Consider the following 18,016-nt stretch of genomic DNA (forward strand, 5'->3'; position numbering starts at 1 on the left):
ATTTAGGAAACGCGTCGCTCGAGCCGCCTGGACAGCACCGACAAAGCATAGTTAACGGCAAAATACATGACCGCTACGCATACAAAGATCGGAATCACATAGTTTACATTGCGGCCGTTAATGATTTGCGCATGGTTCATCAGTTCCGGCAGGGCAATGACGACCGCCAGCGAGGTGTCCTTGAGCAAGGAGATGAACTGGCTGACGATCGGCGGCACCATGCGCCGCAGCGCTTGCGGCAGTACGATATGCCACAGCGTCTGGACATTGTTCAGCCCCGACGACCGGGCCGCTTCGATCTGCCCCTTCTCGACCGACTTCAGCCCGCTTCGCACGATCTCGGAGATCATCGCCGACTCGAAAATAACGAGGGCCAGCACGGCGGCGAACATCTTATCCAGCTTAAAGCCGATTTCCGGCAATGCGAAGTACGTGAAGAAGATGATCAACAGCAGCGGCAGGTTCCGTACGGTTTCCACAGCCAATACCACCGCCTGCGAGAGGACGGGAATTTTGGCGTAACGCACAACGCCGAGCACGGTCCCGACGATAAAACTAAGCACGATCGAGTAGAAGGCTACTTCCAGCGTGACCCCAAATCCTTGGAGCAAGAACGACAGATGCTCGGGAGAGTACGCTCCTGTAAAATCCATGGATCTCCCCCCTTAGCGGTTCGTCTCTAAACGCCGCTCCAGGTACCCGACCATCAGGCTGAGCGGAACGGTTAGAACGAGATAGAATAAGCCGACAATGATGTAGACGTCAAACGTAATGAACGTCCTTGTAGAGATAAGATCGCCGAAGTACATCAAGTCGAGACCGGCGATGACGCCGAGAATCGAGGAGTTCTTCACCAGGTTAATAAACTGGTTGCCGATCGGAGGAATCACGATTTTGATGGCCTGCGGCAAAATGACATGAAGCATCGCTTGGATGTACGTCAGGCCCGACGATCGGGCCGCTTCCATCTGGCCTTTGGACACGGAGAGAATCCCCGCGCGAACCGTCTCGGCGATGAAGGCCGCCGTGTATACGGTAAGCCCAAGCGTTCCGGCTGTGAACGAATCAAGCCGGACGCCTACGGCGGGCAAGCCGACGAAGAATACGAATACGACGAGAATGAGCGGGATGTTTCGAACAAATTCCACATAAGCGGTACCCGCCCAATTCAACACACGGTAAGGCGCTATGCGGAATACGGCGAACACCGTTCCGAGAACGAAGCTGCCGATCAGCGCCAAGACGCTTGCCTTGACCGTGTTGCCGAACCCTTCCGCGTACATCCCCCAATGCTCTGTCAGCACGGTAAGATCAAGCATTCGTCAAGCTCCCTTCTCCTTCTGCATCACATCTTTACATTATTTCGCAGGCTTCGATCCGATCCATTTCTCATAGATCTTGTCGTATTCGCCGTTATTCTTCAGCTCTTTCAACGTATCGTTGACGAGCGTGACGAACTCCTGATCGCCTTTCTTGATTGCAATGCCATACGGTTCTTCGGTAAATGCGCCTTCCGTGACACGGTAGTTCGGATCTTGCTTGGCCATCCCGTAGAGCAGCGCGTTATCGGTCGTCAGCGCGTCGCCTTGCCCGGCCTTGAGCGCCGTGAACGCTTCCGCATAGTTTTCGAACTCAAGCACCGTGGCGTCAGGCGCCTTGGCGCGAACATTCACAGCGGATGTCGAGCCTTTAGCCGTCACAACCTTCGTGCCTTTCTTGATATCGGCGATTCCGTTGATCGGGCTGTCCTTCTTCACGAGGAACGACTGGCCGGCCATGAAGTAAATGTCGGAGAAGTCGACCTCTTGCTTGCGTTCTTCCGTAACCGTCATCGTCGCGATGATCGCATCGATCTCGCCGTTGCGCAGCATCGGAATCCGCGTCTTGGACGTTACTTCCTTCAGCTCGATTTTGTTCTCGTCGCCGAGCACCTTCTTCGCGATCGCCTTGGCGATGTCGATATCGAAGCCTTCGACCTTGCCGGTGCCCGGATCCTTCAGCCCGAACAAGTTCAGATCGTACTTGACCCCGACGACGAATTTGTCGCGCTTCTTCATTTCAGCGAGCGTGCCTGCCGCAGGCGTAACCTGCGCTTTGTCTTCCGGTTTCGCGCTTGGCGCCGGCTCCACCCGCGTACATGCGGCTAATGCCGTCGCGCTTAAGACAACAGCCAAACTGAGACCTACCATGCTTTTCCACGTTTTTTTCATCGTTCATCCACCCTTTTCTCATGAAATTAGTGATTGAGGATACGGCTAAGAAATAAACGCGCCCGTTCTTCCCGAGGTTGGGAGAAGAAATCGCGCGGATGCGCTTCCTCCAAAATTCGCCCTTGATCCATGAAGACGATGCGGTCGGCCACTTCGCGGGCAAAGCCCATTTCATGCGTCACGACAACCATGGTCATCCCTTCCTTGGCCAGCGTCTTCATAATATCGAGCACTTCTCCGATCGTCTCGGGATCGAGTGCCGAGGTGGGCTCGTCGAACAGCATGATCTTCGGCTTCATCGCCAGTCCCCGGGCGATCGCCACCCGCTGCTGCTGGCCGCCCGACAGCTGCGCCGGATAACTGCCGGCCTTCTCGGCGATGCCGACCTTCTGCAGATAGAACATCGCCGTTTCTTTCGCTTCGGTCTCCGATACCCCAAGCACCTTGACGGGTGCCAGCGTAATGTTCTGCAGAACCGTTTTGTGCGGGTACAAATTAAAGTGTTGAAACACCATGCCGATCTCCCGGCGCAGCTTGTTCAAGTCGGTGCCCCTGCCGTTCACTTTCACGTTATCGACAATCAGGTCGCCGCTCGTAATCTTCTCCAACTGGTTGATGCATCGAACCAATGTGCTTTTGCCGGAGCCCGAGGGACCGATGACGACCACGACTTCCCCTAGGTTGACGCGCAGATTAATATCCTTTAAGACGTGAAAGCTGCCGTAATGCTTCTGAACCTGATGAAAACTGATCAACCGGATCCCCCCCTCTTGGATGAATCGACTTTCTGATTATTTAACCTCTTGTAAAGCTAGTGTAAACACCAGCCTACCAGTTTCTACCGGAAACGACGAAGAAAATCGGAATCGCATGTTATCCGCATCACCTTTCATATAATGGAGAAGACGATCAACTGCGAACGTATGCGATGCTGATTGGCGCGATTGGTTCAAGGGGAACGAGGGGACAAGGGAGGGTGGATGCTCGGATGGATACGATGAGCGAGACAAACTCGGAAATCCAGCGCCTGACGGAAGAGCTTTTGCGGCTGCAGAAGGAAGACGGGTCATGGCGCTTTTGCTTTGAGAACGGAACGGTAACAGATGCCTATATGATCGTTGTCCTGCGAACCTTGCAGGAGCCCGACGAAAGCCTGATCCGGCAGCTGCACGACCGGATTGCAGCTGCCCAGCAAGCCGACGGTTCCTGGAAATTGTTTCACGATGAAGAGGAAGGGAACTTGTCCGCCACGGTGGAAGCTTACTATGCGCTTTTGTATTCGGGATACAGTGCCACATCGGACGAGTCGATGAGGAAAGCCAAGCAGTACATCTTGTCAAAAGGCGGGGTCCGCAGCATCGACAGCCTGCTGACCATCGTGCTGCTCGCGGCCACCGGTCAATATCCATGGCCGGCTTCACTCTTCATTCCTCTTGAATTTTTGCTGCTCCCTCCGTCTTTCCCGCTTAACTTTTTCGATTTTTCCGCTTATGCGAGAGTGCATCTTGCTCCCATTCTTCTCATGGCCGATCGCCGATTCGCTATGAAAACGCAAGCCTCCCCCGATTTGTCCGACTTGTCCGACTTGTCCGACTTGTCGGCCGCCCGGTCAGGCAGCCTGGACCCGTCGGGCCCGGCCGGTCAACGACAGCCCGCAGACGGCTTTCAAGCCTTGCTTGATGAAATCAAGGCGGGCCTGGGGAAGCTCGTCGGCATCCCTGGCAAGCTGCATATGGCCGCTGCCAAACGGGCGGAGCAATACATGCTGGAGAGGATCGAGCCGGACGGAACGCTCTACAGCTATGCAAGCTGCACATTTCTGATGATCTTCGCACTGCTCGCGCTCGGCTATGACAAGCAGCATCCGGTCATTACCCGTGCGGTTCGGGGCTTAACGGCCATGGTCTGCAGCTCGGACGGGAAGATGTTTCTGCAAAACTCGCCATCGGCCGTCTGGGATACCGCATTACTGTCCCACGCGCTGCAGGAAGCCGGGGTTGCCCCCGAAAGCAAGGCGATCCGGAGCGCCGCCTCTTATATCGTTTCCAAGCAACAGCGGACTTTGGGCGATTGGAGCCTCCATAACCGGAATCCCGTACCGGGTGGTTGGGGGTTTTCGGACTCCAATACGATCAATCCCGATGTGGACGATACGACAGCAGCGTTAAGAGCGATCAAGCGGTTGGCGCAGAGCGATCCCCCCAGCCGGGATGCATGGAACCGCGGACTGAATTGGCTGTTGTCGATGCAAAATCGCGATGGAGGATGGCCCGCATTCGAACGAGACACGGATAACAAGCTGCTCGCTTGGCTCCCGATCGACGGAGCCCAAGCGACGGCTATCGACCCTTCGTCAGCCGATTTGACGGGACGAACCTTGGAATTTTTGGGGAATACGGCGGGGCTCGGCCTAAAGCACCCTTTCGTTCGCCGCGGAACAGATTGGCTGATCGATCATCAGGAAGAGGACGGCTCGTGGTACGGACGTTGGGGGATTTGCTATATATATGGCACATGGGCCGCGATGACGGGAATGATCTCGGCGGGGGTAGACACGGGCCATCCCGCTGTGCAAAGAGGCGTCAGCTGGCTAAGCAGCATCCAGAATCCCGACGGCGGCTGGGGAGAATCCTGCAGAAGCGATCGGCTTATGCGGTATGTGCCGCTCGGGGCCAGTACGCCGTCGCAAACCGCATGGGCGCTGGACGCCCTGATCGCCTTTCATCCGAAGCCGGTTCCCGAAGTGGAGAAAGGCATGCAAAGGCTCCTCGCCCTATTGAGCGAGGACGGTTGGGCCGCCGCTTATCCTACCGGGGCGGGCCTTCCGGGTGCATTTTATATGCATTACCACAGCTATCGGTACATTTGGCCGCTTCTGGCCTTAAGCCATTACAGGAAAAAATACAGCGGTTAGGAGGCCGGCGACAGCCATTTTACACGCGCTGAGCCGGTCGTTTGCCGGGTGGCGCATCGGAGTTGCCCCGGGCCATATAAATCCCCCTAGTTCTTCGGCTTTTAACGCTTCCGGCCCGAATAAACGATGGGTAAAAGGCCTGCCGCGATGACGCTGTGCCCGTTATCGTTCGGATGCACCGCTGTGATTCCGCGGGGAACCTCCTCGACGCTGCCGCTCCGGTAGCCGTCAATCAAATGCGGCTCGTTACCGGAGAACCATTGATCCACACGGGCAACGCAGCAGCCGGTTCGGGCAGCCGTTCCGCTGATGACCTGATTCAGCAAGCCTATGCCGGTCACGGCGATCGGACTGTTCGGAAACGGGTTATACTGGGTGCAGCAGACCACGTCGCACGATCCGGCCGTGCGGATGTGGCGGAGTATGGCACCGAGTCTTCTTTCATATTGGCGAATCATCGCTTCCAAACCAGACTTGCCGGAGCCTTGAAGCATTTGCAAGCCGCCGCTAATGAGATCAACCCCGCCGATCCATACCGTCACCGTATCGACGAAACGAAACGGATAAGGATCCGTATCCAATGCATCTACCAGATCAGCGCTTGTCCATCCCGGACGAGCGAGCACGATTCGTTTGGCTTGTATGCCTTTGGAACGCAGCATGGAAATGATCAGGCTGGGATACATTCGCTCGACGGAACTTGCATTTTGACCAAACGTAATGGAATCGCCTAATGCCGCATATACGAACATGCCGTTCCTCCCTCTCTTATTGTGATGTACTATCTTACGCAATAATGGGAGTATTTGCATATGCGGCCGCCCCTTTGCCGCCAACGAATCAAAGCCGGGATCAAGATTTCCCGGACACATTTTACACGGAGTCCAAGAAAAGAGCACGCCTCCCGCCAACCACTTCCTAAGGAAAGGAGGCGTTATCTAGGGGATTTTTAGGCGGCGGTTCTTGCGGAGGGTTCACTAGCACGGGCGTCATCCTTGTTCTGTTCATTCTGCTTGTTATTGTTCTTCGCGGCTGGCTCTTATAATCGATCCGAAGAAAGGATCTTGTTGACGGCAAGGTCCTTTCTTCACCTGCCATGCCTTTCAGGTTAGGGAAACGGGTGCGGATGCGGGTTCAGCTGATCGATAGCCAAACGCTGCTTCCTAAACCCCAGCTCTGCCGGTACGGTCAGTACTCTTTCCAGTCCCGCCAAGCGGGTCAGGTGATGCCCGAATGTCATCGGCAGCATCCCCGGAATCAGCACCTTGACACAATATAATCCGTTTCGTAACGTTTCCGGCGTGGACTGGTCGATGACAATCACCTCGAGGTTCAACCGGCCGAACGTCTGAATGACGTCCTTCAGATCATCGGTCAAATCCGCACGCCTGTCTTTCAGCTTGAACTCCTCATCAAACGTGCGCAGAGGGCGGCTGCCATCCAGTAAAAAATGCAGGCGCTCCTCGGCTTCAGGCAAGCTGTACAGCATGGAATGGTCTTCCATCTGCCGCACCAGGGACGCATCGTGCAGCATAGGTACATAATCTTCCCGGTTTGTCTCCAATTTCTCGCCTAGCATCGGCAGGATGCCGGCCAGCTCATGAATCGCACTCTTCGCGGCTCTTACCGGGTCCAAATGAGCCCCGGCCGCGCAGATGAGATTCACTCCCGCCGGTTTGCTGTTTTTGGCGATGGCCACTACGCTCGGAATTCCATTCTCCATCGTTGTGTTAAACAAATGCAGCTTATACCCGGTCACCGCCTGCAGACGGTCGACCATCAGCCGCAATTGCCGATCGCCCGCTGAATAAGGATCCAGGCGCGGTACAGGCAGCTGCGCGTACCAGGTCATCAGAAACGAGTCGCGTTCCACCACTTCCAATATGCCGTATAACACGGCCTCTTCCAAACTTCCACCCAGCGCGCAACCGCTGGATGCTTCGTTCACAAACCCTTCCCCAAAACCTACGCTGTAATAGGCAAGCAGCTCCGGAACCAGAATCGGACGTTCCCGCAGGAACGAATAGCCCCAAACCCAATCGATGGGCCGGTCCGGATCAAACGGCTGGAACGGAAAATCGGGCTGCGCATACTGTTCCTTCGTATATACCCCTACCGTGACCGGATTGAGCGCTTGCTCCGCCACATGGCGGTAGCTGTCATTCATCACGGTCCGCTTGCCGCGGGGAGCCATCCCGCAGTTTCGTTCCAAGCCCTCTAATATAGCAGTCAGCTCGCTTTCCACATACGAATGCGTTCGGCCGGCCGTTATCTCATCTTGCGCGAACAACGGCAAGCTCACGCAAACATTGGCAAACGGCGACACGAGATCAATCCTCTTCCCTTTCAGAAGACCGGTCCGGTCATCCAGATAGTCTTTAACGAGAACTTTCTTCAGGTCGTCCAGCGGACGGCAGCGATAACTGGAGGCGCTGATCTTAGGATTAGGCTGCAGCGAAATTCGGGATGCCGCCGGTGTATCGTCGGGTATCCGCCCACAAACCGGACACAACGGGTCGGGCAGAAAGAAGTGAAGCGAGCTCTCCAGCGTGTTCATGTTCATGAGATAGACCCGTCCTTCCGAGCGGGCCCGGCCGCCCTGCAGCACCCTCCGGGCCTCCGCTGCAAGCAGGCGGCTCAGCTGCCAAAGCGCTGTTCGGGACGCCCGCCGCTGACGCGGCATTCCCCCGTTCACCAGCAGCATCATCTGCAGCTCCGACATCTCCTGACCGCGTCCCGCCATTTGCCGGCGCATGTCCGCACACTGGGAGCATCCCGGCGTACCCGGTCGAACCAGTGGTCCGACTACGCCCTCGTCCGATGAAGCGAAGCCGCTAAGCCAAATCTTGCCGCTGGGCTGCAGTGCCGCTTCCGCTTCCTGATTGACGGAAGCGTTCCAATCATCCTGCAGCACCAGCACCAATTCCGCCGCTTCCGGTACAATTGCCTTGAAATCCGTCTGACGAAAGACTTGGTGCGGGCCGGACAAGGCTTCGCACACGAAGTCCGCCAGCAGCCCTTCTCCTACAATTGCCACAACAGCGCCCACCGAGATTCCTCCTTCCGCAGCCTTGCAGGAACTGCTCCGAATACATTACAAGTATGATGAACGATCCGCTTTTGTTACGCTTTCCGATTACGGTAACGAGGTTGCGAAACATCAGCAGCAGCAGCAAGGTCGGACGACTGATTTCCATCATTTATGTATTGAACACAAATTTTATTAATTTATAATGGGTGAAGGAAAGGGGAGGATCATCCATGATGCGAATGAAAGCATTCGCCTTTCTTGTCGCGGTACTGCTCATAAGTGCCGGCACATTTCATGAAGGGCACGCCCAGGCGGCAACGAAGCCTGCGGTATTAACCAAAGGGACGTCAAACGGGGATGTGTGGGACTTACAGTTCCGTTTAAAAACATTAGGATATTATCAAACGGCGTTAGATGGACAGTTCGGAACCCAAACCTTAACGGCGGTTCGTAAATTCCAAAAAGATTACGGCTTGGCGCCAGACGGCGTCGTTGGCCCAAATACCTGGAAAGCCTTAAAAAAGTATTCGCTGAACCGAAGCGAACTGGACGTTATGGCCAAAATTATTAATAGCGAGGCCCGCGGAGAACCTTATAAAGGACAAGTTGCCGTTGGGGCTGTAGTCATGAACCGGATTCAATCCGCCCAATTCCCGGACAATATCCGCGATGTCGTGTTTCAGCCGGGAGCGTTCACAGCAGTCGATGACGGCCAATATTGGTTAACGCCTAACAAAACCGCTTATTTGGCGGCACAGGACGCTGTTCGCGGCTGGGACCCTACAAACAATTCGCTTTATTATTTCAATCCGGATACGGCGACCAGCGCGTGGATTTGGTCCCGCCCGCAAACCGTAAAAATCGGCAAGCACATTTTTGCCAAGTAAAAAAATAAGAACGGCTATGATTGATCCTATATAAAAAAACAGCTCCGTTACCGTTGCAGGTAGCGGGGCTGTTTGCGTTCCGTTCGAAACGCTAGTGCGCGACAGGCCGTTCGCAAGGGACTGCCTGTCTTCAATTGCTTAAAGCGGTCAGGGGTTAAACGACCGGAAACCAGCCCGGCGTATGCATGATGGCCTGCCACAGCGGATCCGGGATGACCAGACGCTCCTGATCGTCTTTCGTTAAGGTAGTTTGGATATCCGACTCCCGGCCTTCGGCTACTTTCACAACCCAATCGGGCTCGATAATGAGCTCGCGGCCCAGAGCAATGAGCGGAATTCCCGTTTGCAAAGCTTTCAGCGCGTCATCCGCACTGTGAAGCGAGCCTACGCCGATGACAGGCACACGGTTACCGGCACGCTCGCGGATCCATTCGATCCGAGACTTGCTTTCGTCTGCGCCACGTCTAGGTTTGGACCAGAAATCCATTAACGATACATGGATGTAGTCGAGATCCCGGTCCGCTAACGCATCGACCAATTGCAGCGTATCCTCCATCGTGATCCCGGGAGTTTCCGCTTCTTCCGGGGAAAAGCGGTAGCCCACCAGAAACGGTTGCTTCGCGTGCTTGGCCACAACCCGCTTCACTTCCTCCACAACAGCTAACGGGAAGGTCATGCGCTTCTCCAAGCTTCCTCCCCAGCGGTCTTCGCGGCGGTTGGAATGCGGGGAGAAAAACTGTTGGATCAAGTAACCGTTGGCTCCATGAATTTCGACGCCATCGTATCCGGCTTCGATAGCCCGGCGGGTAGCTTCTCCAAAATCGCGAACAATCGCCTCGATCTCCGAATCAGACAAAGCTCTCGGCACGACGCTTCCTTCCTGTTCCGAAGCAACGGCACTGGCGCTTACGACATCGCCGTCAACCAGTTCCGGGGGACACATCCGGCCGCCGTGAAAAATTTGCAGGACAGCCTTGGCACCTTGTTCCTTAATCGTTTCAGCCAGACGACGTAAACTTGGAATCATCTCGTCGCGGTCGCCGGCAAACTCACCTTGAAATCCTTTGCCGTTGGGGGTTACATAGGTGCAGGCGGTAATCACCATGCCGACCCCGTTCGACCGGCGGGCATAGTAGCTGACTTCCGCGTCGCTGACTGTGCCATCCTCGTGCGATGAGAAGTTGGTCATTGGCGCCATCACGATGCGATTTTTCAGTTGAATGCCGCTTTTAAACTTAAAAGTTTCGAATAAAGGCTTGTATTTTGTGTCCAAAGGTATGATTCCTCCCCAATTTATAAACAATATCTGTAGCTAGTTTGTTCTGGTTTCATGCTTTTTAGCATTTCATCAGGACCCGCTCCGATTTTTTGGAGCCGTTCCAAACAGCCTTGAAGCAGGCGCATGATGGGTGTGCTGCCGGCCAGCCGATCCGGTTGCGGAGGCTGCAGACTGCCTGGCTCTCAGTTGTTCGAACCATTCTTTATCATGCGTCATCAGAGCAAGTTCAATCAAACTGCGCACTTCTTCCGGAGCTGACGGTGTGTAGGCCGGCAACTTCTTTACTCTGGCAAGCTTGGTTTCGATGGTCGTACCCACCGTTTCCTGAAGGTCGCATTGTGTCACCACAACCTTCAGTTCGCCATTTTCGTTCATCGACTCGACGTATCCGATAAATTTTTCATCCTTAACGGATGTGCCGCTTACCCAATCGCCTTCTCTAATCAACGCATCGTTTGCTGGATTCATATCCGGTCACCTCTTTCTTTTTACTAAGCCAACCTATCTGAGATCGTTTTAGTAACAGTTCGCTTACTGTCATTATATTTGTAACAGTTTAAAGTGTCAACTGTCTTCTTTCATTTTGAAAACCACGACAAAAAGGGAACCGTAATTAAACGAATCCCCTTGTGCTTCTACAAAACTCAGGATCATACATGGCGATGGCGGCGTTTTTCATCAGATCTTTAAGAATGGGAGCATCCTCGGGGGTAACTGCTTATACCGACACTTGCCGATACAACCAGCTCATATTTGTCTATTGAGCAAGGCAGACTTGCCTCTGCCCTTTTTACTTTTCTTCTTTGCCTTGTACAACGCAATATCCGCATGTTTAAAAAGCTTCATCATGTTGGTTCCATGCTCCGAATATATAGAGTACCCTATACTTGAATTTACGATGATGCCGTCATTTAAATCCGGCACAGGAAAGGGGTCCCCCAGCGATTGCAGGAACAGGTGTATAAAAGCGGTTATTTCCTGTTTGCCATGAATGTTTTTCATGATAACGGTAAATTCGTCTCCGCTTAATCGGCCTACAAAGTCACCTTCCCGCTTGCAGTTCAGCAAGCGATTGGAAAACTCCTTCAAAACCATGTCGCCTACATCATGGCCATACGTGTCATTGATGGTTTTAAATTGGTCGATGTCCATAATCAGCAAAGCAAAATCTTCATTTTGGCGAACCGCCTCCTCCAGCGTCTCATCCAAAATGAGTTTGATCTTCCGGCGGTTATAAAGCCCTGTTAAATAATCGTGATACGCCATAAATTCCAATTCTTGCATGGTTTGTTTTCTAACGGTGATATCCCTCGAAACGATTAAAATTTGATGGACTTCGCCTTCGTCCGACAAGATCGGGGAACATGCGGCTTCATACCAGACCCATTGACCGTTCCTGATCTTGTTCCGAATTTCCAGCACATACGAGTCTTTCGTTTGTATCATCTCTCGATACGTTTCTTTCAATTTAATTACATCATCTTCGTGTAAGTAATGGAAGATGTCGAATTCATCGTTACAATGTCCGGTATGGTGCTGATGGGATGGAGATACATACTCGATCTTGCCGTGAATATCTGTGATTTTGATCATATCTTGCGAGTGTTCTTCAATGAGCCGGTATTGCTCTTCTTTTTTTCTTAACATTTGCTCCAATTTTTTTTGATTTGTAATATTAAAATAAATCATGAAAACGCCCAAAATCCCGGTTCCATGATCCTCGATAGGCGTTGCCTTCATTAAAAAATATTGTTTATCCTCATTGATTTGCACAGCAAACTCATGTTTGTAAGACGGCAGACCTGCAGACATTACACGGGCGATCCCTTGCTTAAGATCGTCGTCGCCATCATATAAATTCAAATAACGTATACCGAGATAGGCATCTAATTTCTCGCCGCTATGGATCGGAAAGTTAATCCATGATTGATTTACAAAATGAATAGCGCCCTGTTTGTTTATAAATACGGCAGGTTCGGACAACGATTCTATAATCAATGAATTCAACCGGCAGGTTCGTAATAAAGCGTCCAGCATGTTCACCTTCTTTATCCGTTAATTTCCCAAGCAACACGATCTTCACCACAATGGTTTGTTCCAAAATCAAACGCTTACACAACTTTCTCTTCATCTTATTCCATGATTGGATACTTATCAATCTATTTTCCGTCAATATACTACATTTTGAAACAAATTTCGACAAAATTCCTCCATAGTGGTACCGTTCATCTCCGGCACATAAAAAAAGAAGGCTCCTATACGGAGCCCTTTCGAAACAGATACATTCGTGCCTGATATTTGACAAAGCAAATTCGCCTAGAACGCCGAGTTGCCTTGTACCGATTCTTGAAAAGCCGATAGTCGTACAGGGTTACGATTTAACCGTCATTTGCTCGCCCGGTTTGAGCACCCGGCCTTGTATACCTTTTTCCTCCAGCCTGCGAACGAACGCTTCAGCGTCCTGCCGAATAGCCGGGAACGTATCATAGTGGACCGGTACGACCAGCTTGGCCCCGAACCATTCCGCCGCTTGGACGGCATCTTCAGGTCCCATCGTATAATGGTCGCCCATGGGAATGAAGGCAACGTCAATCGAATGACGGTCTCCAATCATCTTCATATCGCCGTAAAGCGCCGTGTCACCCGCATGAAGTACGGTAATGCCCTCCGCGGTAACGATAAAGCCGCCCGGCATGCCGCCGTACACAATTCGCTGCTCGTCCTCCAGCACGATCCCCGAGCTATGGAACGCTTGAATCATTTTTGCCTTCGCAAAACCCAGATCGACGGTTCCCCCCGTATTCATGCCAATCGTCCGGAGTCCCTTCCAGGACATGTAGGCTGCAAGCTCAAACGTGGCTACGACCGGCACATCATTGGCTTTGGCGATCGGCTCCGCATCCAATATATGATCCATATGCGCATGTGTCAGAAGAACCGCGTCCGTCTTAATGTCCTCAGGTTTGGTTACCGCCAGGGCGTTGCCCCGCAGGAACGGATCGATGATGAGCGATTTGTCCCCGGTTACGATTTGAACGCAAGAATGTCCATGGTATATAATTTCCATTTTCTCGATTCCTCCTTATTTGCCCAACAGTTGGTTATCGTTATTCAAAATCATGTTACCGATTAATTTTCCCCATGTCAAAAAAAGGATTTCCTCAAAACAATGAACGCCTCCATCAAACCCGGTAAAGGTTCTGATGAAGGCGTTTCTTCTATTTCTCTATCCGTTACGCTTCACTTTGCAGTCGCTTGATGCTCAGAAGCTCTTTCATCACTTGACAGCCGCCCCGGCCAAATAGATCATGCAGCCGGTTGTAAGCCGCGTACAGCTCGTCGTAAACAGCCTTGTTCGCAGCATTCGGGAGATACGTTTCCTCACGTACATGCGCCATCTTCGCAGCAGCCTCGGCTATACTGTCGTAGCCGCCGCGTTCGGCCCCCGCAGCCACGGCTCCGAACATCGCCGCCCCAAGCGCAGGGGTTTGGGTCGACGCGGCAATCTTGATCTCACGGCCGGTCACGTCTGCATAAATTTGCATCAGCAGACGGTTGCGCTGCGGCAAGCCTCCGCAGGCGAACAGTTCGTTCACCTCGACGCCCGCCGCCTCGAACGTATCGATAATCTTACGTGTGCCGAAGGCGGTTGCTTCCAATAAGGAACGGTAAATTTCCTCCGGCTTCGTCTGGAGCGTCAATCCGACGATCATGCCGCTTAAATCGGCATCCACCAGCACGGAACGGTTGCCGTTCCACCAATCGAGCGCCAGCAAGCCGTGCTCGCCGGGCTTCAGCTCCGCTGCCCGTCGTTCCAACCAGCCGTGAACGCTGAGCCCTTCGCTTGCCGCCGCTTCCAGCACGTAGCCGGGCACCTGGTGGTCAACAAACCAGCCGAACAGATCCCCTACCGCGGGCTGACCCGCCTCATACCCGTAAAGCCCGGGAATGATGCCGTCTTCCACGACACCGCTGATGCCTTCGGCATGAATTTCTTTGTCGCTCAGCAGCATATGACACAATGAGGTGCCCATGGCCATGACCATTTGACCCGAGCGAACGGCCCCGGTACCCGGAACGCCCGCGTGCGCGTCGATGATGCTGGCGGCAACTGCCGTTCCGGCACGCAGCCCCAGCATATCAGCCGCTTCCGCCGTCAATTCGCCGGCTTTCGTTCCAAGCGACACGACGTCGCCCGCCAGCTTCGTTTCCACGAATCGTTCAAGCTTCGGATCCAAAGCTTTGAAGAAGTCGGGCGAAGGATAGCCGTCCGCTTTATGCCAGAATGCTTTGTAGCCTGCGCCGCAGCTGCTGCGGACCGGATTGCCGGTTAGTTGAAGAACCGTCCAGTCCGCAGCCTCCATAAACCGGTCGGCCGCCTCATACACTTCAGGAGCCTCATTCATGATTTGCCACGCTTTGGCGACCATCCATTCCGACGAGGTTTTACCGCCGTACCGGCTTAAGAACAGCTCGCCCCGCGCCTCGGCCGTTTCATTAATCCGGTTGGCTTCGTCCTGCGCCGCATGATGCTTCCACAGCTTGACATACGCATGCGGCTCATCGCGGTAAGCCTCTTGATCGCATAGAGGATTGCCGTCCTCATCGACAGGGAGCATGGTGCACGCCGTAAAATCAATCCCGATGCCGATCACTTGCGCCGGATCAACCCCCGAAATGCGCAGCACCTCGGGAACCGACCGTCTTAGGACCTCCATGTAATCGTCCGGATGCTGAAGCGCCCAGTTCGGCTCCAGCGGCTTGCCGGACCCCGGCAAGCGTTCATCGATCACACCGTGAGGATACGGCGTCACGTGGACGGCAAGCTCCTCACCGTTGTCGACGTCAACGATGACGGCTCTGCCGGACTCCGTCCCGTAATCGACTCCTATCGCATATCGTTTTCCCATCGCATGTTCCTCCGTTCTAACGGTACAACGGGCCGAAGGTCGAGCATGCCCGATAATCGGCTCCCACCGGCTCATTCACACCGAACGCCGACCATGCGCTAGGACGGAATATTTGATCTTCGGGAACGTTGTGCATGCACACCGGAATCCGCAGCATCGAAGCTAACGTAATTAAATCTCCGCCGACATGACCGTAGCTGACGGCGCAATGATTCGAGCCCCAGTTATTCATGACCGTATAGACGTCTTTGAATGCGCCTTTCCCGGTAAGCTTCGGCACGAACCAGGTCGTCGGCCAAGTCGGGTTGGAGCGCTGGTCAAGCACATCGTGAACGTCCTCGGGAAGCTCGACCGAATAGCCCTCTGCAAGCTGCAGGACCGGGCCGACGCCTTTAATCAGATTAATCCGTGCGATCGTCATCGGCATGCCGCCACGCGTCGTGAAGTCTGTCGAATACCCGCCTCCGCGGAAGAAATCGACTGCCGGACACCACTTCGTCGCATCCAGGCATTTCTTCACTTCATCGTCCGTAATGTCCCAGAATGGCTTCATGGCCGGCTGTCCGTTGATTGTTTGCTCGCCAGTCGCATCCAGTGCCGCAGGTCCGGAGTTGATCAAGTGAATGATCCCGCCGGCAGCAGGCCCGGTCAGCTCATGTCCCGTCACGCGCTTGACCGCTTCCGGACTCCAATACGTACGCACATCGGCGAATATTTGCGCGCTGTTCGTCAACAAGTGACCGAAGAGCATCGTGACCGCATTGAGGTTATCGTTCTCGGTAGCCATTATGAACGGTTCGCGAATGCCGTTCCAATCGAACGAGCTGGTCAATATCGCTTCCATAAAGTCGCCGTTCGGAAAGTGATCGGTCCAGGCGCGCTGTCCTTGGAAACCGGCGGCGATCGCGTTATGTCCGAGCGCCTCTTCCTCGTAGCCCATCTCCGCGAGCTTCGGATTCCCGATCATCAGGTCGCGGGCGATCAGCGTCATTTTGACAACCGTCTCCAGATCTTGCTCCTTCTGTTCGTCGGTTCTCTTCAGCTCAGGAGGATTCACATCTGCGCCGATATGACAATTTTCTTTGGTCCATGCCAAAGCGCGTTCGAATTCTTCCTTATCGTAAATTCCCCGTTCCATCCGCCGGACAAATTCCGTCATATCCACATACTCATTGCGCATGCCCAAATAGTCTTGGAAGAACGATTCGTCCACGATGCAGCCTGCGATCCCCATGGACACAGTGCCGAGCGCCAAATATGACTTGCCCCGCATCGTAGCGACGGCAAGGCCCGCCTTGGCAAAGCGCAGCAGCTTCTCTTGAACGTCCTCCGGAATCGAGCTGTCGCCCATATCCTGAACATCCTTGCCGTAAATGCTGAAGGCCGGCAGCCCTTTCTGATTATGCGCCCCCAGCGCCGATGCCAAGTATACGGCACCCGGTCTTTCCGTCCCGTTAAAGCCCCAGATGGCTTTAGGCATGAAAGGATCCGTATCGATCGTCTCAAGCGGGTAGCACCAGGACGGCGTCACCGAGATCGTAACGCCTACGCCTTCCTTGCGGAATTTCTCGGCTGCTCTCGCCGCTTCCGCTACGCCGCCAATCGTCGTATCGGCAATGACGCATTCGACCGGCAGCCCGTTCGAATGACGCAAATTTTCGCTCAAAAATTTGGCGCAAGCGATGGCCATATTCATCGTCGGCTCTTCCAGCGATTCACGGATACCGCCTCGGCGGCCGTCAATAATAGGGCGAATTCCGATCTTAGGCATATCTCCTTGCAAACGGTTTACGAATCGGGACGAGTTCATGGTTTTCCTCCTTGGTTTTAAACAAACGTTTATTTTTAAATTCCGTATGTCTTGGCAACCGTCTTGGACAAGCGATGCAGCTGCTCGATCTCAAGCCGGTTGGTAGCCGTAAAGTCCAGATGGTTCTTGGAGCGGCAATGATAGTTGGAGAGAACCCCTTCCAGCATCAAATAATATTTGGCGTTAACCGGATACAATTGTTTCTCGATGAAGGAAGCGATACTTACGAAATTGCTCAGATGATCCGCTTCCTCCGGCTTCTGCTGCCAGTTTTGCATGAGCCAGACATACAGCTCCGGGTGGAAGTTGGCCATGACGCCGCTGTACCCGGTGACGCCGAGCTTCAACGTCTCGAGCAGCGTGGCCGTGTTCGCGTTATATATATTCAAGCCGGTCCCTTGAACGGCTTCCAATTTCAATCTTATATTCTCGGCATCGCAGCTGGTGTCTTTCAGAAACAGAAAACGGCCGGTTTCAGCGCACCATTTCAGCGCTTCCGGGGAAATGATTTTTTTGTAAGGGAACGGACACTCGTAGAATCCGAGCGGTGTTTCTTCCGGAAGCTCCTTCAGCAGCTTCTCCAAATTTCGCTTCCAGGTCGCGTCCGGTTCTCCTTCCGAGGACAGCCGGTTTGTAATTAACACAAGCGCATCGATTCCCGTATCGGCAAGCGCCTTCAGTTCCTCGACCTGATCCTCGTACTTATCCGATATGTGCCCCGATGCAATAACAGGAACTCGGCCCGCAGCCTTTTCCTTCACGAATGCCGCAAGCTTCACTCGCTCTTCCTTGCTTAAGAAGAACATCTCACTCGACTGGCATACCGCAAACAATCCGTCAACGCCATGCCCGATATACCAATCGATCAATCGTTCCAAAGCGTCATAATCAATCTCGTTCGATTCTGTGAACGGGGTGATCATTGTAGGCCACACACCCGCAGGAATTTGTTTCATCATCCGGTTCTCCCTCACG

15 protein-coding genes and 1 pseudogene are annotated in these 18,016 nt (G+C 53.6%); 3 read left to right on the forward strand and 13 right to left on the reverse strand.

All coding sequences use genetic code 11. From position 1 onward, the window contains the following. Positions 1 to 2: 2 nt before the first annotated feature. From JMF85_RS21200 to JMF85_RS21215, 4 genes are read right to left on the reverse strand one after another with little or no spacing between them, the layout of a single operon-like run. Complete coding sequence (locus JMF85_RS21200) at positions 3 to 653, reverse strand: amino acid ABC transporter permease (protein ID WP_054797255.1); 651 nt, start codon at positions 651 to 653, stop codon at positions 3 to 5. Positions 654 to 665: 12 nt separating this feature from the next. Beyond that, positions 666 to 1,319 carry an amino acid ABC transporter permease gene (locus JMF85_RS21205; protein WP_054799779.1) on the reverse strand — a complete coding sequence of 218 codons (654 nt, stop codon included), beginning with the start codon at positions 1,317 to 1,319 and terminating at the stop codon, positions 666 to 668. Positions 1,320 to 1,358: 39 nt separating this feature from the next. Then, a complete protein-coding gene (locus tag JMF85_RS21210) occupies positions 1,359 to 2,210 on the reverse strand; it encodes a transporter substrate-binding domain-containing protein (RefSeq protein WP_127606378.1) in 852 nt (283 codons plus the stop codon). A gap of 26 nt (positions 2,211 to 2,236) precedes the next feature. Next, positions 2,237 to 2,965: an amino acid ABC transporter ATP-binding protein gene (locus JMF85_RS21215; RefSeq protein ID WP_141334658.1), complete on the reverse strand. Its 729-nt coding sequence runs from the start codon at positions 2,963 to 2,965 to the stop codon at positions 2,237 to 2,239. Positions 2,966 to 3,198: 233 nt separating this feature from the next. Between JMF85_RS21215 and shc the strand changes: the two genes are divergently transcribed. Further along, positions 3,199 to 5,124 carry a squalene--hopene cyclase gene (gene shc, locus JMF85_RS21220; protein WP_397376003.1) on the forward strand — a complete coding sequence of 642 codons (1,926 nt, stop codon included), beginning with the start codon at positions 3,199 to 3,201 and terminating at the stop codon, positions 5,122 to 5,124. A gap of 101 nt (positions 5,125 to 5,225) precedes the next feature. Here shc and JMF85_RS21225 read toward each other — a convergent pair whose 3' ends face one another. Next, positions 5,226 to 5,876, reverse strand: coding sequence for an SGNH/GDSL hydrolase family protein (locus JMF85_RS21225; RefSeq protein ID WP_164751763.1), 651 nt, complete (start codon positions 5,874 to 5,876; stop codon positions 5,226 to 5,228). A 200-nt stretch (positions 5,877 to 6,076) separates the two neighbouring features. On the opposite strand from JMF85_RS21225, the pseudogene JMF85_RS28185 reads away from it, so the two are divergent. Beyond that, positions 6,077 to 6,169: pseudogene (locus JMF85_RS28185) on the forward strand (sporulation protein YjcZ); the annotation flags it as partial. 63 nt (positions 6,170 to 6,232) lie between these two features. Here the strand turns inward: JMF85_RS28185 and JMF85_RS21230 are convergent. Further along, complete coding sequence (locus JMF85_RS21230) at positions 6,233 to 8,173, reverse strand: TOMM precursor leader peptide-binding protein (protein ID WP_201318857.1); 1,941 nt, start codon at positions 8,171 to 8,173, stop codon at positions 6,233 to 6,235. Positions 8,174 to 8,385: 212 nt separating this feature from the next. On the opposite strand from JMF85_RS21230, the gene sleB reads away from it, so the two are divergent. After that, positions 8,386 to 9,042: a spore cortex-lytic enzyme gene (sleB, locus tag JMF85_RS21235; RefSeq protein WP_155614215.1), complete on the forward strand. Its 657-nt coding sequence runs from the start codon at positions 8,386 to 8,388 to the stop codon at positions 9,040 to 9,042. 154 nt (positions 9,043 to 9,196) lie between these two features. Here sleB and JMF85_RS21240 read toward each other — a convergent pair whose 3' ends face one another. From JMF85_RS21240 to JMF85_RS21270, 7 genes are all read right to left on the reverse strand, one after another. Beyond that, positions 9,197 to 10,315 carry an NADH-dependent flavin oxidoreductase gene (locus JMF85_RS21240; RefSeq protein WP_127606386.1) on the reverse strand — a complete coding sequence of 373 codons (1,119 nt, stop codon included), beginning with the start codon at positions 10,313 to 10,315 and terminating at the stop codon, positions 9,197 to 9,199. A gap of 75 nt (positions 10,316 to 10,390) precedes the next feature. Next, on the reverse strand, positions 10,391 to 10,789 hold the full coding sequence (locus JMF85_RS21245; protein WP_201318858.1) for a hypothetical protein: 399 nt from the start codon (positions 10,787 to 10,789) through the stop codon (positions 10,391 to 10,393). Between the two features lie 279 nt (positions 10,790 to 11,068). Next, positions 11,069 to 12,358 (reverse strand): diguanylate cyclase domain-containing protein, encoded by a 1,290-nt coding sequence (locus JMF85_RS21250; protein ID WP_155614214.1) that lies wholly within the window; start codon positions 12,356 to 12,358, stop codon positions 11,069 to 11,071. A gap of 334 nt (positions 12,359 to 12,692) precedes the next feature. Next, the gene (locus tag JMF85_RS21255; RefSeq protein WP_054797247.1) at positions 12,693 to 13,388 is read right to left on the reverse strand and encodes a metal-dependent hydrolase; all 696 of its coding nucleotides are present in this window, start codon (positions 13,386 to 13,388) and stop codon (positions 12,693 to 12,695) included. A gap of 166 nt (positions 13,389 to 13,554) precedes the next feature. Continuing rightward, entirely contained in the window at positions 13,555 to 15,231 is a 1,677-nt protein-coding gene (locus tag JMF85_RS21260; RefSeq protein WP_141334647.1) for a ribulokinase, read from the reverse strand. Positions 15,232 to 15,247: 16 nt separating this feature from the next. After that, positions 15,248 to 17,041 carry an L-fucose isomerase gene (locus tag JMF85_RS21265; RefSeq protein ID WP_141334645.1) on the reverse strand — a complete coding sequence of 598 codons (1,794 nt, stop codon included), beginning with the start codon at positions 17,039 to 17,041 and terminating at the stop codon, positions 15,248 to 15,250. Between the two features lie 35 nt (positions 17,042 to 17,076). Further along, positions 17,077 to 18,000 (reverse strand): dihydrodipicolinate synthase family protein, encoded by a 924-nt coding sequence (locus JMF85_RS21270; protein WP_127606399.1) that lies wholly within the window; start codon positions 17,998 to 18,000, stop codon positions 17,077 to 17,079. Positions 18,001 to 18,016: the final 16 nt, after the last annotated feature.

Source organism: Paenibacillus sp. EPM92 (genome assembly GCF_016586185.1).
GTDB lineage: Bacteria > Bacillota > Bacilli > Paenibacillales > NBRC-103111 > Paenibacillus_G > Paenibacillus_G validus.